This is a genomic window from Corynebacterium neomassiliense, from assembly GCF_900626215.1.
GTDB lineage: Bacteria > Actinomycetota > Actinomycetes > Mycobacteriales > Mycobacteriaceae > Corynebacterium > Corynebacterium neomassiliense.
This window is the reverse complement of record NZ_LR131106.1, coordinates 2,241,762-2,263,299: the sequence shown is the minus strand read 5'-3', so window position 1 is coordinate 2,263,299 and position 21,538 is coordinate 2,241,762. Positions and strand designations below refer to the sequence as shown.

At 67.9% G+C, this 21,538-nt stretch carries 12 protein-coding genes, 1 tRNA gene, 1 pseudogene and 1 other annotated feature (1 of these 15 running past the window's edge); of the genes and pseudogenes, 8 read left to right on the top strand and 6 right to left on the bottom strand.

The annotated features are described in order from the left end of the window. Positions 1-46 (bottom strand) — a sequence feature (23S ribosomal RNA rRNA prediction is too short); it reaches 515 nt to the left of the window's first position. Between the two features lie 128 nt (positions 47-174). From E0E18_RS09910 to E0E18_RS09890, 5 genes and pseudogenes are all read left to right on the top strand, one after another. Further along, a pseudogene (locus E0E18_RS09910) lies at positions 175-513 on the top strand (NYN domain-containing protein); the annotation flags it as partial. A 31-nt stretch (positions 514-544) separates the two neighbouring features. Further along, complete coding sequence (locus tag E0E18_RS09905) at positions 545-2,665, top strand: arabinofuranosyltransferase (RefSeq protein ID WP_130840579.1); 2,121 nt, start codon at positions 545-547, stop codon at positions 2,663-2,665. Between the two features lie 65 nt (positions 2,666-2,730). Next, positions 2,731-6,186, top strand: a complete 3,456-nt coding sequence (locus tag E0E18_RS09900) for an arabinosyltransferase domain-containing protein (RefSeq protein ID WP_130840577.1) — start codon at positions 2,731-2,733, stop codon at positions 6,184-6,186. A 20-nt stretch (positions 6,187-6,206) separates the two neighbouring features. Then, positions 6,207-8,303 carry a M13 family metallopeptidase gene (locus tag E0E18_RS09895; protein WP_130840576.1) on the top strand — a complete coding sequence of 699 codons (2,097 nt, stop codon included), beginning with the start codon at positions 6,207-6,209 and terminating at the stop codon, positions 8,301-8,303. Between the two features lie 126 nt (positions 8,304-8,429). Beyond that, complete coding sequence (locus E0E18_RS09890; RefSeq protein WP_078057227.1) at positions 8,430-9,644, top strand: glycoside hydrolase family 25 protein; 1,215 nt, start codon at positions 8,430-8,432, stop codon at positions 9,642-9,644. Between the two features lie 18 nt (positions 9,645-9,662). Here E0E18_RS09890 and E0E18_RS09885 read toward each other — a convergent pair whose 3' ends face one another. The 5 genes from E0E18_RS09885 to gltB all read right to left on the bottom strand — a co-directional run bounded on the left by E0E18_RS09885 (position 9,663) and on the right by gltB (position 18,089). After that, positions 9,663-10,562: a VOC family protein gene (locus E0E18_RS09885; RefSeq protein WP_066585059.1), complete on the bottom strand. Its 900-nt coding sequence runs from the start codon at positions 10,560-10,562 to the stop codon at positions 9,663-9,665. After that, positions 10,562-10,906, bottom strand: a complete 345-nt coding sequence (locus E0E18_RS09880; protein WP_066586144.1) for an RNA-binding S4 domain-containing protein — start codon at positions 10,904-10,906, stop codon at positions 10,562-10,564. Before E0E18_RS09880 ends, E0E18_RS09885 begins: the two co-directional genes overlap by 1 nt. A gap of 99 nt (positions 10,907-11,005) precedes the next feature. Continuing rightward, a complete protein-coding gene (locus tag E0E18_RS09875) occupies positions 11,006-11,656 on the bottom strand; it encodes a LysE family translocator (protein ID WP_130840574.1) in 651 nt (216 codons plus the stop codon). Positions 11,657-11,832: 176 nt separating this feature from the next. Continuing rightward, positions 11,833-13,389, bottom strand: a complete 1,557-nt coding sequence (locus tag E0E18_RS09870) for a glutamate synthase subunit beta (RefSeq protein ID WP_066585062.1) — start codon at positions 13,387-13,389, stop codon at positions 11,833-11,835. A 2-nt stretch (positions 13,390-13,391) separates the two neighbouring features. Continuing rightward, positions 13,392-18,089, bottom strand: a complete 4,698-nt coding sequence (gltB, locus tag E0E18_RS09865) for a glutamate synthase large subunit (protein ID WP_237559728.1) — start codon at positions 18,087-18,089, stop codon at positions 13,392-13,394. A 524-nt stretch (positions 18,090-18,613) separates the two neighbouring features. On the opposite strand from gltB, the gene E0E18_RS09860 reads away from it, so the two are divergent. Next, a complete protein-coding gene (locus tag E0E18_RS09860) occupies positions 18,614-19,390 on the top strand; it encodes a hypothetical protein (protein ID WP_130840572.1) in 777 nt (258 codons plus the stop codon). 48 nt (positions 19,391-19,438) lie between these two features. On the opposite strand, the gene E0E18_RS09855 is transcribed toward E0E18_RS09860, so the two are convergent. Next, positions 19,439-19,523: transfer RNA gene (locus E0E18_RS09855), tRNA-Ser, on the bottom strand. A gap of 166 nt (positions 19,524-19,689) precedes the next feature. Here E0E18_RS09855 and E0E18_RS09850 point away from each other — a divergent pair. Beyond that, the gene (locus E0E18_RS09850; protein ID WP_066585068.1) at positions 19,690-20,676 is read left to right on the top strand and encodes an NAD(P)H-quinone oxidoreductase; all 987 of its coding nucleotides are present in this window, start codon (positions 19,690-19,692) and stop codon (positions 20,674-20,676) included. 352 nt (positions 20,677-21,028) lie between these two features. Then, a complete protein-coding gene (locus E0E18_RS09845) occupies positions 21,029-21,538 on the top strand; it encodes a hypothetical protein (RefSeq protein WP_130840570.1) in 510 nt (169 codons plus the stop codon).

Below are 21,538 nucleotides of genomic sequence, written 5' to 3'. Positions count from 1 at the left end.
GCGGCAGCGTCAGATGGGTATAAGAGCCCGGCAGATCTCGCTGCCGGCGTCCTCCCTTCCCCCGGGGCTCCGGTGGAACCGAAACAGGGGTCCCGGGAACGTACCGGTGAACCCGCCGACCCTGCCCCGTTGACGCCCGGTGCCGCACCGGAATCCTCCGACGACGAACCCGCGCGACCGAATCCGTCGATGATGGCGCCACGACGGCGTCCCCGCAGCAGGTACATCCCCCTGCCCACCGAAATCTGGCAGACCGCCGGGGAACAGAGTCCCTTCGACGTCGGCCAGCAGTACGCGGTCTGGTGGTACGAGCACGCAGCCACCGCCGACCAGCGGCAGGACGTCCACATCCTCTCGGGGGGCGGACTGCCTCCGTCCATAGACAGGCCGCTCGTGCAGTTCGCCTGTGAGACACTCCACGAGTTCACCCTCACCGAGAACCAGCGGGTGAGGCTGCGGGACGGCTTCCACTCCGGTATCCGCGGCATCCTGCTCAACCCCCGTAAACGGTGAGTCGGACGCCCGGTGTGAGAAGATTCCGGGCATGACAGACTCCACCACCCGCCCGCCGTCCGGTCTGCTGCCGTTCCTCGGCCGGACGGCGGCGGCAGGTGCGACCGGTGCGCTGCTGACCCTCTGCGCCTGGTACCTGCTCCACCACGCCACCCTCCCCGCCTTCACCACATCCAACGTCCTGCGCGGACTGTCCACCGTCACCACTGTCGTGGTCGTGACCGCCACTGTGGTTCTCCTCCACGTCCTGCGCACCGGGGACGGCACCGCGAGCAGGTCCGCAGACCGCCGGGGACGGGTGTCCGCGGCACTCCGCGAAATCCTCGCCTGGGCCGCCCCCGCCGGACTGGTCGTGGCGATCCTCGCCGTGCCGCTGGCCTCCACCAGGCTCTACCTCGGCGGCAGCGGAGTGGACCAGGCGTTCCGGACCCAGCTGCTCACCAGGATGACGGACACCCCCGGCTACGGGGACATGACCTACGCCGACATCCCCGGGTTCTACCCGCGCCTGTGGTTCCTCACCGGCGGTTTCTTCGCGAGGATCACCGGTCTTGAAGGGTGGGCCGCCTACCAGCCCTGGGCACTCGCGACGATCGCCGCGGCGGCGGCCGTCCTCGTCCCGGTCTGGCAGAGACTCACCGGATCACTCCTCCAGGGTGTACTCGTGGCGTTCGTGTCCACCGCCGTACTGCTGGCCACCGCTCCTGAGGAACCCTATTCCGCCGTGGTCGCGCTCGGGATGCCCGCCGCTCTCCTGCTCGCGGACCGGGCGGTGCACGGCAGTCGCCTGTCCATGGCAGGACTGGGACTCTTCCTCGGCGTGTCCGCCAACACCTACACCCTGTTCACCGCGGTCAGTGCACTGTCCGTGGTCGTCATCGCACTCGCCGCCGCGTGGCGTGCCCGAGGCCGGAGCGGGGACAGGGGCAGGAGCGGGGACAGGGGCAGGGACAGGTCCGCGGCGTCCGCCCCGCTGGTCCGTCTGGTCGTCACCGGGGTGACCGCGGTGGCGGTCGCCCTAGTCGGCTGGGCCCCGTACCTCTACCGGGTCCTGACCTCCGACGCAGGGGACGGCCCGGGAGGCGTGGTCCGCGGACGGGCCCAGCACTACCTTCCTGAGGCGGGGACGGAGCTTCCCTTCCCGTTCTTCGAGGTCAGCCTGCTGGGGGTACTCAGTCTCATCTGTCTCGTGTGGCTCGTCGTCCGCCGGCGGCAGCGGACAGCCCTCGCCCTCGGCGCGGGTGTCGTCACCTGCTACCTGTGGATGCTGCTGTCCATGACCGCCCCCCTCGCCGGGACCACGCTGCTGGGATTCCGGGTGGAGTCCCCGCTGGTGCTCATCCTGGCCACGGGCGGCGTCCTGGCCCTGTCCGAGCTGTGGCACAACCTGCCGTCACTGTTCTCCCGCCCCGGCCTGCGCGACCTTCCCGGTCTGACATCCTTCCCCGGGCTGCTGCGCCGCACCGTCCCCGTGGCCCTGGTGCTGTTCGGCGTGGCCACCACCGCCCTGATCGCCCGGGTCCCCTCCGAGTTCCGCGACCACCAGGACCGTGCCCTGTTCGACATCGCGTACACCGACACCGACGGTGACGGGGTGCGGGCCGACGGCCAGGCCCCGGACCGGTCCGCGGAATTCGGCACCGTCGACGAGATCCTGCGCCGGTCCCTCGGCGACGACCGCAGCTCCCACGTGGTGCTCACCGACGAGCCGAACTTCATGTCCTACTACCCGTACCACGGCTACCAGGCGCTCACCGCCCACTACGCCAACCCCCTGGGGATGTTCGACGCCCGTAACGCGGAGATCGAGTCCTGGTCGCGGATCACCGACCCCGACGCCCTCGTCAGGGCCATGGACCGTGCCGAACAGGACCACGGCTGGAAGGCGCCCGACGCCCTTCTCCTCCACGGCACCCTCACCCGGGACGGTGACCGCACCGTCGTCGACGGGTCCCTCGTGTTCCACATGGTCGACGACATCTTCCCGAATGAACCGAACGTCCGCTTCCGGGACGTCGAGTTCCCCGGCAGCGCCTTCTCCCCCACGGGGACCGGTTCAGGATCCGGGTCCGGTTCCGGTTCAGGGACCACCACCTCTCCCTGGGAGCTGACCCAGGTCGGGGACCTCGTCGTCGTGGTCCGTTCCCGGTGACTGCGGCCGACACCCCGTTCCGTCCGCTTCGTCGCCCCTGACTTCCTGCCGTAACATGTCCACCTATGTCACGAGTCGATGAAGTTTCCCCCGACGCGTCCCCCTCACGGTCAGCCACGTCGGGTAACCCGTCCCGGCTGAAGCTCACCGCGATCGTGTCGGGTCTGCTCGGCATGCTGATGTTCTGCCTGCTGCCGGTGCTCCCGGTCCAGCAGGACCAGACCAGCTACTCCTGGCCGCAGGGTGGTGACCTGCGCAGCGTCACCTCACCGCTGATGGCATACCAGCCGGAGAAGCTGGACATCACCCTCCCGGTGTCCGAGGTCCGTGACCTCAACCCCCGCCAGACCACGGTGCTGTCCACGGTCCCGGAGGACTCCGAGGACCAGACCCTGCGCGGTCTGTTCGTCCGCTCCACCCCGAACGGGCTGGACGTGGTCAACCGCAACTCGGTGCTGCTCACCCTCGACCAGGACACGGTCAACTCCCTGCCGGACGGTTCGGTGCTGCGGGTGTACTCGGACTTCACGAAGTCCCGCGCCTGGATCCCCGCCGAGGGAACCGACCCCGGTGACCCCGACGGCGCAGCCCTCGTCGGCCCCGACGGTGAGGCCCTGGAGGGCGCAGACATCAAGGACATGCGTCCGATGCTCACGGGTATCTACACCGAAATGGCGGACACCCCGGAGAACACGCAGGACGCCGTCAACGCCGGCCTCAAGGTCGACGTGACCGTCGACTCCCGGTTCACCTCCTCGCCGTCCGTCACGAAGTACACGGCGGCACTGCTCGGCCTCATCTTCACCGTCATCTCCCTCGCCGCCCTCCACCGGATGGACTGTCTCGACGGGAAGACGAAGACGCGTCACCGCTTCCTCCCGGAGAACTGGTGGCGTCCCCGCTGGCTGGACGCCGTGGTCGGCGTCGTCCTCCTGGTCTGGTACTTCATCGGCGCCAACACCTCCGACGACGGCTACCTGCTTACCATGGCGAGGGTCAGTGTCGAATCCGGCTACATGGCCAACTACTACCGGTGGTTCGGCGTACCGGAGTCACCGTTCGGGGCGCCCTACTACGACCTGCTGGCGCTGATGACCCACGTCTCCAGCGCATCGATCTGGATCAGGCTGCCGGAACTCATTGCCGGTTTCCTCGTCTGGATGCTGCTGTCCCGGGAGGTGCTGCCCCGGCTCGGGGCGCCGCTGAACCGTCGGAAGGTCGCCCACTGGACCGCCGCCGCAGTGTTCCTCGTGTTCTGGATGACATTCAACAACGGGACCCGGCCCGAGCCGGTCATCGCCCTCGGAGCACTGCTGACCTGGGTGTGCATGGAACGTGCGATCGCCACGAGCAGGCTCCTGCCGGCCGCGTTCGGTGTGATTGTGGCGTCCCTCTCCCTCGCCGCAGGTCCCACCGGTCTGATGGCCGTCGCCGCCCTGCTGGCCGCCCTGTCCGGTCTGATACGGATCGTCATACGTCGGCTGCCCGGACTGGGCGCCCCGAAGGGAGCGTCGAGGTGGCGCATCGCCGGGGCGGTTCTGGCGCAGGTCGCACCGTTCCTCGCCGCCGGCACCGCCGTGCTCATCTGCGTCTTCGGTGACCAGACCCTCCGGACCGTCATCGAGGCGATCCGGGTGCGCAGTGCCGTCGGACCGGCACTGTCCTGGTACGACGAACCGGTCCGCTACACCGAACTGCTGAAACAGACGGTCGACGGCTCCTTCCCCCGCCGGTTCAGCGTGCTGATGATGATCTTCTGCCTGGGCGTGGTCATCGCCTCGATGCTGCGCAACCGCCGGATCCCCGGCACCGCCAACGGTCCCGCCGTCCGCCTCACCCTCGTGGTGATCGGCACCATGTTCTTCATGACCTTCACGCCCACGAAGTGGACGCACCACTTCGGGGTGTACGCCGGACTCGCCGCCGGACTCGCCGCACTCGCAGCGGTGGCGGCGTCCACCCTGGCGATGAGGTCGGCACGTAACCGGATCGTCTTCCTCGGCGCCACTCTCCTGCTGTTCGCCTTCTGCCTCTCCGGAACCAACGGCTGGTGGTACATCTCCAGCTTCGGGGTCCCCTGGTTCGACAAATCGATCCAGATCGGAGGCATCGAGGCGTCCACGGTGATGATGGTGCTGTCGGTGCTGGTCATGTTCTTCGGCGTCCTCGTCGGTTTCCGCTCCGACATCCGTGAGGCGAACGCCACCACGGCGTCGGAACTGGCCGAGGTCGCCGACGAGAACTCCGCGGAGGCCCGCCGGCTGACCAAGGTCGCCGCGGCACCCATCGCCGTCCTGACCTCCGTGGTCGTCCTGTTCAACCTGGCCTCGCTCGGCAAGGGCTTCCTGGCCCAGTGGCCGGCGTACACCGTGGGCAAGGGCAATGTCGAGGCCCTCGCCGGAGACACCTGCAACCTCGCCTCCGACGTCCGTGTCGAGTCCGACACGAACAGTTCCTTCCTCACCCCCGCTGACGGCCGGGATCTCAGGGACTCCCTCGTGGACAGCTCCACGCGCGGATTCGACCCCAACAACATTCCCGCCGACCTCGAGGACGACGGGGACGACTCCGGCACCGGGTCACCGGCCACCGCCGCGACGACCAGCGGCACCTTCGGGAGCTCCGATGAGGCCACCAACGGGGACGGGACCTCCGGCGGACTGCAGGCCACCGTGGGCGTCAACGGGTCCTACGCGACCCTGCCCTTCGGGATCGACCGCAGCCGGGTCCCGGTCGTCGGTTCCTACACCGACGGCCTCCAGGAGGTCGCCGGGACCACCACCTCGTGGTACACCCTGCCGGAACGGCGCGCGGACGCTCCACTGCTGGTCATCTCAGCGGCAGGCATCGTCGCCCACAACGACATCAACGGCGTCTACAAGTACGGCCAGGACATCACCGTGGAGTACGGCCGGTCCACCGGCGGCACCGGGGAGAACTCCTTCGAGGTCATGGGCGAGATCGTCCCGATGGACATCGAGACCTCCCCCCAGTGGCGCAACCTGCGGGTCCCCATGGACCAGATACCGGCGGACGCCGACGTCGTCCGGATCGTCGCCGAGGACCGGAACGTCACCCCGAACCAGTGGCTCGCCTTCACCCCGCCACGGGTGCCCACCCTGGTGGACATGAACGACATCGTCACCCCCGACGTGCCCGCCCTGATCGACTGGGGTACCCCGCTGCAGTTCCCCTGCCAGCGCCCGTTCGACCACCGTGCCGGCGTCGCCGAGATCGCCCAGTTCCAGATCTCCCCGGACCACACGGCGAAGAAGGAGCACTCGCCCGTCCAGAGCTACTACGGCGGCGGTGCCGGCGGACTGATGCAGATGACCACCAGAGCCGAGGAGATGCCGACGTACCTCCAGGACGACTGGCAGCGGGACTGGGGTGTGCTGTCGAAACTGACGGTCTTCACGTCATCGACCGGTGAAACCCCGAAGACCGCGGAGGTGGACTCCGAGACCGTCAGCCGCAGCGGACTGTGGTTCAACGGGCCGATGAAGTTCGACATGAACTGACCTGACCTACAGTGGTGGCCATGACTGACCCCGTAGCCACCCCTGTCCCCGACAACATCACCGAGGCGCCCCGCCCCACCCCCCGTGCGGCGGACGACCTGTACCGGCACGTCAACGGCCCCTGGCTCTCCTCCCACGAGATTCCCGCCGACCGGGCCGTGGACGGCACCTTCCACGCCCTGCGTGACCGTGCCGAACTGGACGTGAAAGCCGTCGTGGAGGAGGCCTCGCCGGACACCCGCATCGGGGCACTCTTCCACTCCTTCATGGACGAGGACGGCGACAACGGCATCGAACAGGCCGGCCTGGGGGTACTGGACGCCGACCTCGACCCCGTCCGTGACGCGGAGGACCTCGACTCCCTGGTCGCCGCCCTGGCGGACCTGGACCGCAGCGGAGTCGGCGGTGTCGTGGGGTTCTGGACCGAGAAGGACGCCGGAGGTTCCGGGGACGGACCCGGCACCGAGGTCCCCTACCTGGTCCAGAGTGGACTGGGCCTGCCCGACGAGGCCTACTACCGTGAGGACCAGCACGCTGAGACCCGCACCGCGTACCGGGGGTTCGTCGCCCGGTTCCTCGAACTGACCGAGTCCCGGCAACGCCCCGGCAGGTTCGCGGGCACGGGACCCGACGCCGCCGCGGATGCCGCAGACGCACTCATCGCCTTCGAGACTGACCTGGCGAAAGGCCACTGGGACACGGTGGCCAGCCGGGACGCCGAGAAGACCTACAATCCCACCGCCCATGACGCCCTGCCGACCGCATTCCCCTTCGCCGACTGGCTCCGCGGGGTGGGTATCACCCCGGAGAACGCCCCGGTGGTGATCGTCAGCCAGCCCGACTACCTGGAGCATGTGGCGACCATGGTCCCCGACGGTCCCGGCGGCGACGGTTACCGGTCCCACGACCTCGACGAGTGGAAACTGTGGGCCTACTGGAGGGTCGTCACCGCCCGGGCCAGTCTGCTGACGAGGGAGATTTCCGCGGCGTCCTTCGACTTCTACGGTCGCACCCTCTCCGGGGCCACCGAGCAGCGCGACCGGTGGAAGCGGGGCCTGTCCCTGGTCAACGGCACCATCGGTGAAGAAGTGGGCAGGGTGTTCGTGGAGAGGCACTTCCCGCCGGCACACAAGAAGCAGATGGAGGAGCTCGTCGACCATCTCCTCGCCGCATACCGGGAGAGAATCAGCGAACTGCAGTGGATGACCCCGGAGACCCGGGAGAAGGCTCTGGAGAAGCTCTCGACCTTCCGCGCCCGGATCGGCTACCCGGACGTATGGCGGGACTTCTCCGGTGTGGAGTTCAGTTCGGCCGGGGCCGACCTGCTTGCCAACTACCGGACAGTCACCCGGTTCAACCACGAGTTCGAGGTCTCCAAGCTCGGCAGGCCCTCCGATCCTGACCTGTGGTTCACCACGCCACAGACGGTGAACGCCTTCTACAATCCCGTCCGCAACGACATCACCTTCCCTGCGGCGATTCTGCGCCCGCCGTTCTTCGACCCGGACGCCGACATGGCCGGGAATTTCGGTGCGATCGGGGCGGTCATCGGGCACGAGATCGGGCACGGTTTCGATGACCAGGGCTCCAGGTATGACGGGCAGGGAAACCTCAACGACTGGTGGAGTGACGCGGACCGGAAGGCGTTCACCAGCCTGACCGACAGGCTCGTCGCCCAGTACGACGGTCTCGTCCCCACCGGGCTCGTCGACCGCGGCCAGACCGCGCACAAGGTCAACGGCCGGTTCACCCTCGGTGAGAACATCGGCGACCTCGGCGGACTGGGCATCGCCGTCGTCGCGCTGAAGAGGTGGCTGGCCGGGCAGGGACTGACTGTGGACACCGCACCGACCGCGACGGTGGAGGGGATCCCGGATGCTGACCCGGACACCCGGTACACCGTGCTGCAGCGTTTCTTCCTGAGGTGGGCGAGGATCTGGCAGACGGCGATCCGGCCGCAGATGGCCGCCCAGTACATCGCGACCGACCCGCATTCGCCGGGCGAGTTCCGGTGCAATGTGGTCGCGCGTAATGTCGCGGAATTCTACGAGGCCTTTGACGTCGCCCCCGGCGACGGCATGTGGCTTGACGAGGACAGGCGGGTCACGATCTGGTGACACCGCCGCCGGGGCGGACAGGACGGAAATCACAGGTCTGTGATCCACCGACGGCGCTGTGATATGCACCCCACCATTCCGGTGTTACTGGTGTGACTCACGGGGAACCTGTGTAGGGTGATGCTCATGCGTTCTCTTCCCTGGCGCCGCCACGCGCGCACCACCACTCCCGCCCGACTCACCGCCACCGTCCTCATGGGATCGGCCGCCGCCGTCGCCGCGCTTGTCGCCACGGATGTCCTCCCCGTCCCCTCGTGGGCCCTCGACGGTATCGACGTCGCCAGCCACCAGCATCCCGGCGGAGCCGCGATCGACTGGGACGCCGTCGCCGCCTCCGGCCAGTCCTTCGCCTTCATCAAGGCAACCGAGGGAACCGGCTACACCAACCCCTACTTCTCCTCGGACTCGGCCAAGGCCGCCGCCGCCGGCATCACCCCCGGCAGCTACCACTACGCCAAGCCCGAGATCGACGCCCGTACCCAGGCCAGGTATTACGCGGCCCAGCTCGCCACCGGCGTCAGCCCGTCCCTGCCCCCCACCCTCGACCTCGAGGAGACCGGCGGCCTCGGCCCCACGGAACTGCAGAACTGGGTCCGTGAGTGGATCGACGAGATCAAGACCCTGACCGGCCGCGACCCGATCATCTACACCTACTACTCCTTCTGGGTCGGTCAGATGGGCAACACGACCGAGTTCTCCGAGTACCCGCTGTGGCTGGCGTACTACAACAGCTCCCTGCCCGACCAGATCCCCGGAGGTTGGGACGAGGTCACATTCTGGCAGTACTCGGGCTCGGGGTCGGTCGACGGTGTCATCACCGACGTGGACCTCAACACCTACTACGGCACCGACGAGGAGCTGCAGGCACTGACCGGGACCGCGGAATCCGGGACGACGGTCGGGGACGCCACAGAGGCCCTCAAACCTATCCAGGACGCCGCGGTCGACGAGGCAGAGACCACCAACGCCGTCCAGCACAGCGCGGCGGTCCTCGGACTTCCCGTCCTCAACATCCCCCTGAGCACCGACCTCCTGGTCAACCTGCTCGGACTCGTCGCCGGGGAAGTCTCCCCCGAGGTCGTGCTCCAGACCGCCCTGAACTCAGGGTTCGACTACCAGACCTCACAGACCATCACCGACGCCGGCACCGAGACCCGGGACGCCGACATCACCCTGCCCCAGGGCAGGATCAGCGAACTGGTCTCCACCGTCCTCGGCGACGGCAACGGAACCGTGACCCTGCAGGGGGTGCTCCGGGTCCTCAACGAATTCGGCGCACAGGACTACATCACGAACCTCGCCGGTCACGTCAACGGGTCCGCGTACAGCCCCGCAGGCTAGCCCCGCTCCCGTTTCCGGTCAGTGCCCGGATTTCCGGTGACCGCTCCGCTCCGCGGCGGCCTCACCTGCGGCACGGGCGGCGTCCATGGCGTCCTTCAGCTCTTTCGGCATGTTCTCCGGGTCGAGGATGTCGGGCTCGTGCCAGTCCTCCAGTTTCTCCGGTTCAGGCTCCGGAATCTCACACAGGTTCAGTAACGCGCCCGTCGGATCGACGACGGTGACCAGTCGGCCGAGCTCCGAGTTCCAGGGCTGGCGGACAACCCGTCCCCCGGCACGTTCCACCTTCTTCGCCGCGGCATCGACGTCGGCGCACCCGAGGTAGAGGGTCCACATCGACGGATTCTCGTCGAGGGCCGAGGTGTCCCACATGCCCACCAGTGGAGCGCCGTCATGCTCACCCGTGGCGTACCTGAAACGGTCGTTGTCGGTGTGGACCCGGATGTCCCACCCCGCGAGCTCGTGGTAGAAAGCCGTCGTCTCGTCGAACTGGCCGCCCACCAGGAGCTCGTGCCACACCGGGGTGCCGGGTTCGCCGGCGGCGAAGAACGGCTCGTCACTCCTGGGCTGCTTCAGTCCGACCGTGGCCCCGGACGGGTCGACGAGCACCGCCATGCGGCCACGCTTTCCGACGTCACGCGGGGAGAGGACGGACACCGCACCGGCCCTGACCGCTTCCTCGTGGGCGCGGTCGATGTCCGGGGTGAACAGCAGCATCCCCCACAGGGAGGACTTGTCGTCGGGAACTTCGCCGAGACCGGCGACGGGCATCCCCTGCTTCTTCGCGACGGTGTAGCCACCGCACGGGTCGTCGTACTCCCAGCCGAGGACCTCGGCGTAGAAGTTCTTCGCGGTCTCCAGGTCCGTGGTCGCCAGGTCTATCCAGATCGGCATGCCGGGTTCGGCGACAAGAGCGGGCATCAGAGGTTCCTCCACTTTTCGGGGTCGAAGTCGTCGTCGGCGGTGGCTTCGTCGAAGTAGTCGTCTCCGCTGCCGGAACCGTCGCCGGTGACTGACGCCGCGACACGTACGGCGACTGCAGGTGCCGCACCAGGGTGCCCGGCGTCATCGGAATCCAGGAGGCCCACCACGTCACCGACGTGGAGGTGACGGCCACGGCGGGTGTCGACCTCACCGTTGACCGTCACCTGTCCTGCAGCGATGACCTCCTTGGCGGTGCCACCGGTCTCCACGAGATTCGCGAGCTTGATGAACTGGCCGAGACGGATGTCCTCACCACGGACAGGGACGTCCTGAATGTGCATGGCGACCATCCTACGACCGGCACCCCCGGTTAACTAACTGACGGCGCATACCGTGACCGCACCGTGACCGGCACTGTGACAGGTGCAGGCCGGCACCGGTCAGACCAGCCGGGACACCCCCTCGACGAGAAGCACCGCAGCGATGCCGAGGAACACCGCACCGGCGACGATGTCGATCCACGCACCGGCGGCCTGCAGACGCCGCGACAGGGCGGGCACACTCACCAGGTAGGCGACGAACATGAACCAGGCCACGCCGGTGACCAGCATCATCGCCAGCACCACCCCACGCGCGGCCCAGGAGGTCTCCGGCGGCACGAACCCGGCGAAGACTGCGCCGAAGAAGACCAGGGCCTTCGGGTTCGACAGGTTCGTCGCCACGCCCAGCCTCCACGCCCGGCCGGTGGTCATCGTCGTGGAGAGCAGGGAGGACGCCGCGTCCGACAGGGCGGCGTCCTTCCTCCGGGCGGCGAGGCCGCCGCGCAGCGCGCCCTGTCCCATCCACGCGAGGAAACAGCCGCCCACGAGAAACAGAGCGGTGAGGACGCCGGGGACCGCGTCCACGAGGGCGGACAGGCCCAGCATGGACGCGAGGATCCACAACAGGTTGCCGCTCATGATGCCGAGGGCACAGGCCACACCGTTGCGGCGGACGGCACCGACGCGCAGCAGCTGCACGAGGTCGGGGCCGGGTGAGGCGATGGCGAGGAGCCACGCCACGAGGATGCTGATCAGGGCGCCGGTGGTCACCGGGGGAATTGTAGTGCGACCGGTTCCCCCGGTTTCACCCGGCTTCACCGACCGTCACGCCACCGGGAGACCGGGAACTGTCGAATACGCCGTCAACGGAGCGCCGACAGGACCCACCGGCAGCATACGGGCGAATTCACCTGCCGGTGAGCGTGCTGACTCGACATCCGGGGAAACTACGCCCTCAGCGGCATGTCCGTCGGGGCGACCGGGGTCGGCAGGGCGGTCTCGCCCATGAGAGCGCGGTCCACGGCGGCCGCACAGGCCCGCCCCTCCGAGATACCCCACACGATCAGGGACTGGCCACGACCGGCGTCACCGGCGACGAAGACGGGGGCGTCGAATCCGGCGTCCTGTACGGCGGGGGTCTCGAACCAGTGGGCGCGGTAGGAGTCGTCCCGGACGATCCTGCCCCGGCCGTCGATACGCAGTCCGAGTTCCTCCACGATTCCGGTGGAGTCCACTGAGGCGAACCCGACCGCGAGAAGCACGAGGTCGGCGTCCATGGTCATCTCGGTACCGGGAATGTTCACCGTACCTTCGGCCGTGCGTTCGCAGCGGGCTGCACGCAGACCCGTGACATGTCCGTTCTCACCCAGCAGCTCCACGGTGTTGACCTTGAAGTCCCGGTACCCGAGGGGCTCGCCGGGAACCCTGGCGGCCAGGCCGAGTGCGGCGATCTCGTCGGCGGACTCGTTACCGGTGACGGTGTACTCACCCTCCTCGTGGGCGGAGGCGACGCGCCAGATCCGCGGCCACGTCGGCCACGGGGTGTCGTCGGGTCGTTCACGGCCCGGCGCGGAGTGGATGTCGAACTGGTGCACCGAGAGGGCACCCTGCCGCAGGGCGGTTCCGAAGCAGTCTGTGCCGGTGTCACCGCCGCCGATGATGACGACCCTCCTGCCTTTCGCGTCGATGACGGGGGCGTCGCCGAGGTCTCCTTCCCGGGACCGGGTCGGCAACGGCAGGTACTCCATCGCCTGGTGCACCCCGGCGAGTTCCCGTCCGGAGATGTTGACCTCACGTCCGACGGTGGATCCCAGTGCCAGGACGACGGCGTCGAAGCGAGCGAGGTCGGCGGCGGTCGGCGAGGTGTTCGGGCGGAAGGTCGTCCCCTCAGCCTCCATCTGCGCCAGCCGCCGGTCGATCCACTTCTTGTCCAGTTTGTAGTTCGGCACCCCGTACCGCAGCAGTCCTCCGATCCGGGGGTCGCGTTCGTACACGGTGACATCGTGGCCGGCGCGGGTGAGCTGCTGTGCGGCGGCGAGGCCGGCGGGGCCGGAACCGACCACGGCGACCGACTGGCCGGTGGAGAAGGACGCCTTGACCGGGGTGACCCACCCCTTGTCGAAGGCGTGCTCCACGATCTGCAGTTCGACCGACTTGATCGACACCGGGTCGTCGTTGATGCCCAGCACGCACGCTCCCTCACAGGGGGCGGGGCAGACCCGGCCGGTGAACTCGGGGAAGTTGTTCGTGGCGTGGAGCCGGTCGTAGGCCTCCCGCCAGCGTCCCAGACGGACGAGGTCGTTCCACTCCGGGATGATGTTGCCCAGCGGGCATCCTTCATGGCAGAAGGGGACGCCACAGTCCATGCACCGGGCGGCCTGGGTCTGGACCCTTCCGTCAGGCAGTGCTTCGGTGACCTCGTTCCAGTCGAGCAGGCGCAGCGGGACGGGACGGTGGGGCGCCTCTTCGCGGCGGAACTTCAGAAATCCGTGCGGATCAGCCATTGCTACTTCACTTCCTCCATGATCGCGGCGGCGATGCCGTCGTCGTCGAGGCCTGCCGCGCGGGCGGCCTCGATGGTCCGGGTCACCCGACGGTAGTCCCGCGGCATGACCTTGATGAGCGCGGCCGGGTCGACGTTGACCGTCGAACCGGTGAGCCGCCGGTGCCTGTCGATGGTCTCGACCAGCCACTCGATTTCCTCGGGGTCGGTGACGTCCTCGACGTCCACGAGTTCCGGGTTGACTCTGCCGGTGACCTCTCCGCGGTAGCCGGGTTCCCCGGTGTCGAGGAGGTAGGCGATGCCGCCGGACATGCCGGCACCGAAGTTCTCCCCCACAGGGCCGAGAACGATGACACGGCCTCCTGTCATGTACTCGCAGCCGTGGTTGCCCACGCCTTCGACGACGGCGGTGAGGCCGGAGTTGCGGACGCAGAAGCGCTCGCCGACACTTCCTGCGATGTACATCTCTCCGGAGACCCCGCCGAATCCGAGGACGTTACCGGCGATGGTCTGGTGCGGTCCGACAGCCCCGTCCCGGGCGTCCGGGCGGATGGCGATGACGCCGCCGGACAGTCCCTTGCCGACATAGTCGTTGGCGTCCCCGACCAGGGTGAGGGTCATGCCCTTCGGTACGAAGGCGCCGAAGGAGTTGCCCGCCGAGCCGGTGAAGGTGAGGTTGACGGTGTTCTCGGGGAGACCGTCCCGGCCGGCGACACGGCTGACCAGTGATCCGGTCATGGTGCCGACGGAGCGGTCGACGTTGGTGATCGGGTAGGCCAGGTCGATGGTGGTTCCCTCCCCGGCTGCGGCGCGGCGGATGGTCTCCTCGGCGTCGGTCCGGATCCGGTTGTCGAGAGCCTTCTCCAGCCCGTGTTCCTGGTCCCTGGTCCGGTACCGGTCCTGGTGCATGAACGGGCTGTCCGGGATGGCGAAGATCGGTGACAGGTCGAGCTTGCCTGCGGTCCTGTGGGACGGGTCGATCTTCCCGGCGCGGAGGCATTCAGCGTGGCCGACGGCCTCCTGCAGGGTGCGGAAACCCAGTTCGGCGAGGTATTCACGGACTTCCTGGGCGATGAAGGTGAAGAAGTTCACCACGTGGTCGGCCTGCCCTGTGAAGCGCTTGCGCAGCTCCGGGTTCTGGGTGGCGACACCCACCGGGCAGGTGTCGAGGTGGCAGACGCGCATCATGATGCAGCCTTCGACGACGAGGGGCGCGGTGGCGAAACCGAACTCCTCGGCGCCGAGGAGGGCGGCGACGATGACGTCCCGGCCGGTCTTCATCTGGCCGTCGCACTGGACGGTGATGCGGTCGCGCAGGCCGTTCATGAGCAGGGTCTGCTGGGTCTCGGCCAGGCCGAGTTCCCACGGCCCGCCGGCGTGCTTCAGGGAGTTCAGGGGGGACGCCCCGGTCCCTCCGTCGTGTCCGGAGATGAGGACGACGTCCGCGTGGGCCTTGGAGACGCCGGCGGCGACGGTGCCCACCCCCTGTTCCGCGACCAGCTTGACGTGGATCCGGGCGTCCGGGTTAGCGCTCTTGAGGTCGTAGATGAGCTGGGCGAGATCCTCGATCGAGTAGATGTCGTGGTGCGGGGGCGGGGAGATCAGACCGACGCCCGGGGTGGTCACCCGCACTTCGGCGATCCACGGGTAGACCTTGTGCGGGGGCAGCTGGCCGCCTTCACCGGGCTTGGCACCCTGGGCCATCTTGATCTGGATGTCGGTGCAGTTGTTGAGGTAGTGGCTGGTCACGCCGAAGCGTCCGGAGGCGACCTGTTTGATCGCCGACCGGCGCCAGGTGCCGTCGGCCTCCGGTTCGAAGCGGGAGGGGTCCTCGCCTCCTTCCCCGGAGTTGGACTTGCCGTGCAGCCGGTTCATGGCGACGGCGAGGGTCTCGTGGGCTTCGGCGGAGATGGAGCCGTAGCTCATCGCGCCGGTGGAGAACCTCTTCACGATCTCGCTGACGGGTTCGACCTCGTCGACCGGGATCGACGGACGGTCACTGTGCAGTTCGAAGAGTCCCCGCAGGGTGGCCAGTTTCTTCGACTGGTTGTCGACTTTCTCGGTGTACTCCTTGAAGATCCGGTATCTGCCGGTTCGGGTGGCGTGCTGGAGCTTGAAGATCGTCTCGGGGTTGAACAGGTGGTACTCGCCCTCGCGGCGCCACTTGTACTCGCCGCCGATCTCGAGTTCACGGTGGGCTGCCTCTTCGGGCCGGGGCAGGAAGGCGAAACGGTGGCGCACGGCGACGTCGGCGGCGATCTCGTCGAGACCGATACCGGAGACGGGGCTGACGGCGCCGGTGAAGTACTCGTCGAGGAAGGTCTGGGACAGTCCGGTGACGTCGGCGAGCTGTGCACCGCGGTAGGACGCCACGGTCGCGATGCCCATCTTCGACATGATCTTCTGCACACTGGCGCAGGAGCCCTCGATGAAGTTGCGGCAGGCGGTCTCCACGTCGAGTCCGCCGAGGCGTCCCGACTTGTGGAGTTCGTCGATGGTCTCCATCGCCATGTAGGGGTTGATCGCGTCGGCGCCGAAGGTGAGCATCATCGCGAAGTGGTGGACTTCGCGGGCGTCACCGGATTCGACGATGAGGGACGCCCTGGTGCGGGTCTTCTCCGCGACGAGGTGCTGGTGGACGGCGGACACGAGCAGCAGGGACGGGATCGGGGCGAGACGTCCGTTGGATTCCCGGTCGGACAGGATGATCAGGGTCGCACCGTCCTCGATCGCTGCGGATACTTCCCTGCGCACCCGGTCGATGGCCTGCCGCATGCCACGGCCACCGTGTGCGACCGGGTAGAGCCCGGAGATGACGGCCGAGCGGAAGGCCCCGAAACCTTCGTGCTCTCCGGCCTCCCTGAGGGTGGCGAGGGTGGAGTTGAGCATCAGCGGCTTGCCCAGCTGGATACGGTGGGCTGCCTCGGGGACCTCGGTGGTGACGTCGACCTGCGCGCCCAGCTGTGTCAGCAGGCTGGTGACCGACTTCTCCCGTATGGAGTCCAGGGGCGGGTTCGTGACCTGCGCGAATCTCTGTGCGAAGAAGTCGAAGAGCATCCGGGGCCGGTCGGACAGCGCCGCGACGGGGGTGTCGGTGCCCATGGATCCGATGGGTTCGTGTCCGGTGGTAGCCATCGGCCTGATGAACAGGTCCACGTCCTCCTCGGTGAACCCGAAGACGCGCTGCCGCAGGACAACCCTGTCGTGGGTCATGGGTTCATAGGGGACGGGAGGCAGGTCGGAGAAGCGGACGATGTTGTCATCGACCCATCTGCGGTACGGCTTGTCGGCGATACGCTTCTTGATCTCTTCGTCCGGGATGATGCGCCCCTGGGCGGTGTCGACGAGGAACATCTTCCCCGGTTCGACCCTGCGGCGCTCGATGACGTCCTGTGGCGGCACAGGAAGGAGACCGGCCTCGGAACCTCCGATGACCAGTCCGTCCCTGGTGACCCAGATGCGTGCAGGGCGCAGACCGTTGCGGTCGAGGACGGATCCGAGGACCGTGCCGTCGGTGAAGACGAGGGCGGCGGGACCGTCCCAGGCCTCCATCATGGAGGAGTGGTACTCGTAGAACGCCTTGACGTCCGGGTCGATGTGCGGGTTACGTTCCCATGCCTGCGGGACCATCATCATCACGGCGTGGGGGAGGGAACGCCCTGCGAGGTGGAGGAGTTCCAGGGCCTCGTCGAAACGCCCGGTGTCGGATCCCGCAGGGTCGCAGACGGGCAGGACGCGGTCGATGTCACCGAGGATCTCGTTGCGGATCTGGGACTCCCGGGCCCTCATCCAGTTCTCGTTGCCGCGGACGGTGTTGATTTCACCGTTGTGTGCGACGAGACGGAACGGGTGCGCCAGCGGCCAGGAGGGGAAGGTGTTGGTGGAGAACCTGGAGTGGACCACGGCGAGCGCGGACTCCGTCCGCTCGTCCTGCAGGTCGAGGTAGAACTCACGGAGCTGCGGGGTGGTGAGCATGCCCTTGTAGACGATGGTGCGGGCCGACAGGGAGGGGAAGTAGACGGTGTCTGCCCCGCTGCCGGCGCCCGGGCCCTTTGAACCGAGTTCGCGTTCGGCGCGCTTGCGGACGAACCAGGCACGTCGGTCGAGGTCGATGCCTTCGAGGGGGCGGCCCTCGGCGTCCTTCCCGGCGATGAAGAGCTGGTAGATGATCGGTTCGGCGTCGCGGGCCATGGCGCCGAGGGAGGAGTCGTCGACGGGGACCTTACGCCAGGCGAGCAGTTCGAGCTTTTCCTCGGAGATGATGTCCTCGACGGCACGCATGGCGTCGAGCGCCGCCATCCGGGAGGCGGGGAGGAAGGCCGTGCCGGTGGCGTAGGAGCCGGCCGGCGGCAGTTCGACGCCCTGGGACGCCATTTCCTCGCGCAGGAACCGGTCCGGGATCTGCAGCAGGATGCCCGCACCGTCGCCGGTGTTCTTCTCCGCTCCGGCGGCGCCACGGTGGTCGAGGTTGACGAGCGCCCGGATGCCCTTGTCGACGATGTCGTGGGAGGCCCGTCCGTGGATGTCGACGACGAAGGCGACACCGCAGGCGTCGTGTTCGTAGCTGGGGTGGTAGAGCCCCCGGGGTGCAGGATAGTTCGGCGAGGTACCGGTCGCCGCACCTGCAGCGGGTCCCGCAGAAGGAACTGCAGCGGTGCCTGTCGGGGTGCCTGTCGTTGTGCCTGTCGTGGAGTCGGTCATGGGGTCGTCAGCCTCCGGGGAAGTCGTGGAGCAGTTGTCGGGCTGCTCCGGGTCGGCGGCCTGTGTCGACGAGTCACTGTCGGCAGGTCGCGTCGGGGTTGTGGTGGGCAGCTGTGGTCCGGTCCGGCGCGGGGTGTGGTGCGCTGGTCGGGGTCACTGGTGGTCACTGGTGGACCGTCGGGTGTCACCCCATACATACGGTCGCTGTCCGGGTGATCAAAATGAGGTTGTCCTCACTCGGGCAGCTGTTCACATCAGAGTGTGATATATGCCACACAATATGGGTACGTGCGCTGGCGGTCTCCACATGAAGTTGTCTTTGTATCTTAGCCCCGCACACCCCCGCAACCCCACCCAACTGTGAAGTCTCACCAGGTGGGCGCGGGTTATCCACATAGCGGTCTATTTGTTTCGTGCGTGTTTCTCCGTAGTTTCTCTTCAGTTTCCGGCCGCGGTACCGGACGACCTCCCGGGAGACCGCCTGACGGCACCGGACGTACCATGACCGGGATGAAAGGACGCCCGTGAAAGACCCGTACCGCATCCCCGGCATGCTCGACGCCCTCGGCCACCTCTGGGAGGCCCGTCCCGATCTCACCCTCCCCCGGCTGCTCGGCCTGCTGGAGACCCACGGGGCCGGCTGGAACGCCACCGACGAAGAGACCCTGACGGTCCTGCGCCGGCTCTGCGCCGAGACCCCGGCCCGTCTCCGGGACATTCACGGCGCCCTGGACGACGACGGCGGCGTGCACGGGAGATACCTCGTGACCACCGAAGACAGCGGCAGCACCGGGCACGCCGGCACCACCGCCGGCCGGCTGGTGACCCTCGGCCCCGGCAGAGCCGCGGTCCGGACGCTCCCCGCCACCCGCCGCCAGGCACTGCACGAACTGCCCCAGCCCGTCGTCTGGGACCACGCAGGAGTACGCAGCTGCAGCGTCGCACAGCCCCTGGTCATCCTCGACACCTCCGGCGTCCCCCACCATCTCGGCCTCGTCTCCTCGATCCGGACAGTCACGGCACCGGCCTCCGACGGCGAGGTCAGGTCCCTGACGGGACTGCGCCGCGCGACCCTCGACACAGTTCACCTGCTGGAACTCGGCGACGCCGGCGACAGTGGGACAGTACTGGTGGACCGCTCCCTGTGGCTGTTCACTGCCGGTCGACGCGAACTCCACCGCGAGAAGCTCGACTGGTCCCGGCTCGACCGCGCGAGCGTCGGGGAACCCCTGCGGGTACAGCTCACCCACGGCGGCGTGCGGGAACTCGCCGTCGTAGAACGGATCACCCGCCTGGAGTGAGGCGTCCTCCACCCCCGACGGCTACCGCCGGAGGGACTTCCTGAACTGCGGAGACGGCGGGATTTGAACCCGCGGACGATCACTCGTCGCTGGTTTTCAAGACCAGTGCATTCGGCCGCTCTGCCACGTCTCCTCGCGTATCCCACGGCGCTGCCGACCACTGCGGCAGGTCACCGAACCACCCGAAGCCGGGCGGCGGACACAGCGGCACAATTGTAGCGCATACCCCCGGCGGAACAGTGCCCCGGGGACCACGGAACCCCGGTGCGGGAGAGTGACGACGGTTACCCTGGACAGGCATGAAGGCGATCATCCAGAAAGACCCCGACGACCCGACCTCACTGACCTGGTCAGACTCCCCCACACCGGTTCCCGGGGACAACGAGGTGCTGGTGAAGGTCACCGCCGCAGGCGTCAACCGGGCCGACACCCTCCAGGCCCAGGGACACTATCCTCCGCCTCCCGGAGTGACGGACATCATCGGCCTGGAAGTTGCCGGGGTGATCGAGGACGCCAACGGCTGTGTGCGTCCCGACGGTACCCCCTGGGCCTCCGGCGACCGGGTCGGAGCGCTGCTGTCCGGCGGCGGCTACGCCGAGTACGTCACCGTCCCGGCAGGCCAGCTGCTCCCCGTACCCGCCGGATTCAGTCTCACGGACACCGCCAGCATCGTGGAGGTCGCATGCACAGTGTGGTCGAACCTCATGATGACCGCGCACCTGCACAAAGGTGACCTCCTGCTCGTCCACGGCGGCGGCGGCGGGGTCGGACTGTTCGCCGTCCAGGTCGCCAAAGCGCTCGGAGCACGCGTCGCAGTCACCGCGGGAAGTACCGCGAAACTCGACGTGTGCCGCAGCTACGGGGCGGAACTGCTCATCAACTACCGCGACGAGGACTTCACCTCCGTCATCAGGGAGGCCGGCGGCGCAGACGTCATCCTCGACATCATCGGCGCGAAATACCTCGACCGGAACGTCTCCGCCCTGGCCAGTGACGGCCACCTCGTCATCATAGGAATGCAGGGGGGAGTCAGAGGGGAACTCAACATCGGCAGACTACTCAACAGACGGGGCACCATCTCGGCGACAGGCCTGCGCTACCGGGACACCGACGACAAGGCCCGGATCGTCCGGGCGACCGTCGACAACGTGTGGCCGATGCTGGCCGACGGCACCGTCCGACACCACGTGGACAGGGTGATTCCCGTCCGGGACGCCGCCGCCGCCCACGCCGCACTGCTGGCCGGGGAGGTCACCGGAAAGATCGTGCTGTCAGTCTCAGACTGACCGGGAACATTCACCCCGTTCACGGGGTCACACAGGGGACAAGCACAGCGACCGTCAAGGAGAAACCGTGTCCGGTCCCCGAACTCCCCGTCCTCCCCTGCGCATCCCGGTGAAGGACGCCTTCCTCAGTGTCCCGCTCCCCGATGAACCGGACATTCCCCCCGCACTGCCCGGCCCCGGACGGGAACTGTCCCTTATCCACAACCGACGCNCCCGGCCCCGGACGGGAACCCGCCCCCCACCCCTTCAGCGACAGTGCCATGACCTGTCCCGACGGACTCGTGGAGGAAGCGTTGTGGGGACTGGTCAGCACGCTGACCCCCTCCGTCGTTCCGGGCCCGGGGGACCTGCGGTGACTGACAGCCCCGGCAGGCGAGACAACCTGGCGTACACGGGAATGGAGTTCCGACGGATCGCCCGGATGAACAAGCACCAGCTCTGGTCCGTCGCCGTGGCCTGGTGCAGGGACCGTGCCACCGCGGCAGCGGTGCTGACCCGGGGACTCACGGAAGCATGGACCGTCGCTCGGCAGTGCGCCGTCACACAGGACGACGGCGTCCCCTCCCCCGAAGATCCCGGCACACATGAACCCCCCTCCTCCGCCTTCCTGACCAGGGTCATCTACAGCTGCGTGCTCGATGCCGCCTCGGGGAGTCTCACCGCCGGGAGACACCGCGAGACGGGCACACAGGACACTGCCACGGGACTGTCACCACAGGAGATTTCCCTGTACATCATGGCGTCGTACTCGCCTCTCCCCAGAGAGGTGGTGTGTGAACTGCTGGATGTCCCCGGCGACGGAAGCGAGATCCTGGCCCGGGTGTCCCAGGTTCTGCTCAGGGAATCCGGAGGTCACCGGTAA

Bases quoted from the DNA above. Each gene is read 5' to 3' on its own strand.
- E0E18_RS09905 (WP_130840579.1), top strand. From the start codon at position 545: ATGACAGACTCCACCACCCGCCCGCCGTCCGGTCTGCTGCCGTTCCTC.
- E0E18_RS09900 (WP_130840577.1), top strand. From the start codon at position 2,731: ATGTCACGAGTCGATGAAGTTTCCCCCGACGCGTCCCCCTCACGGTCA.
- E0E18_RS09895 (WP_130840576.1), top strand. From the start codon at position 6,207: ATGACTGACCCCGTAGCCACCCCTGTCCCCGACAACATCACCGAGGCG.
- E0E18_RS09890 (WP_078057227.1), top strand. From the start codon at position 8,430: ATGCGTTCTCTTCCCTGGCGCCGCCACGCGCGCACCACCACTCCCGCC.
- E0E18_RS09885 (WP_066585059.1), bottom strand. From the start codon at position 10,562: ATGCCCGCTCTTGTCGCCGAACCCGGCATGCCGATCTGGATAGACCTG.
- E0E18_RS09880 (WP_066586144.1), bottom strand. From the start codon at position 10,906: ATGCACATTCAGGACGTCCCTGTCCGTGGTGAGGACATCCGTCTCGGC.
- E0E18_RS09870 (WP_066585062.1), bottom strand. From the start codon at position 13,389: ATGGCTGATCCGCACGGATTTCTGAAGTTCCGCCGCGAAGAGGCGCCC.
- gltB (WP_237559728.1), bottom strand. From the start codon at position 18,089: ATGACCGACTCCACGACAGGCACAACGACAGGCACCCCGACAGGCACC.
- E0E18_RS09850 (WP_066585068.1), top strand. From the start codon at position 19,690: ATGAAGGCGATCATCCAGAAAGACCCCGACGACCCGACCTCACTGACC.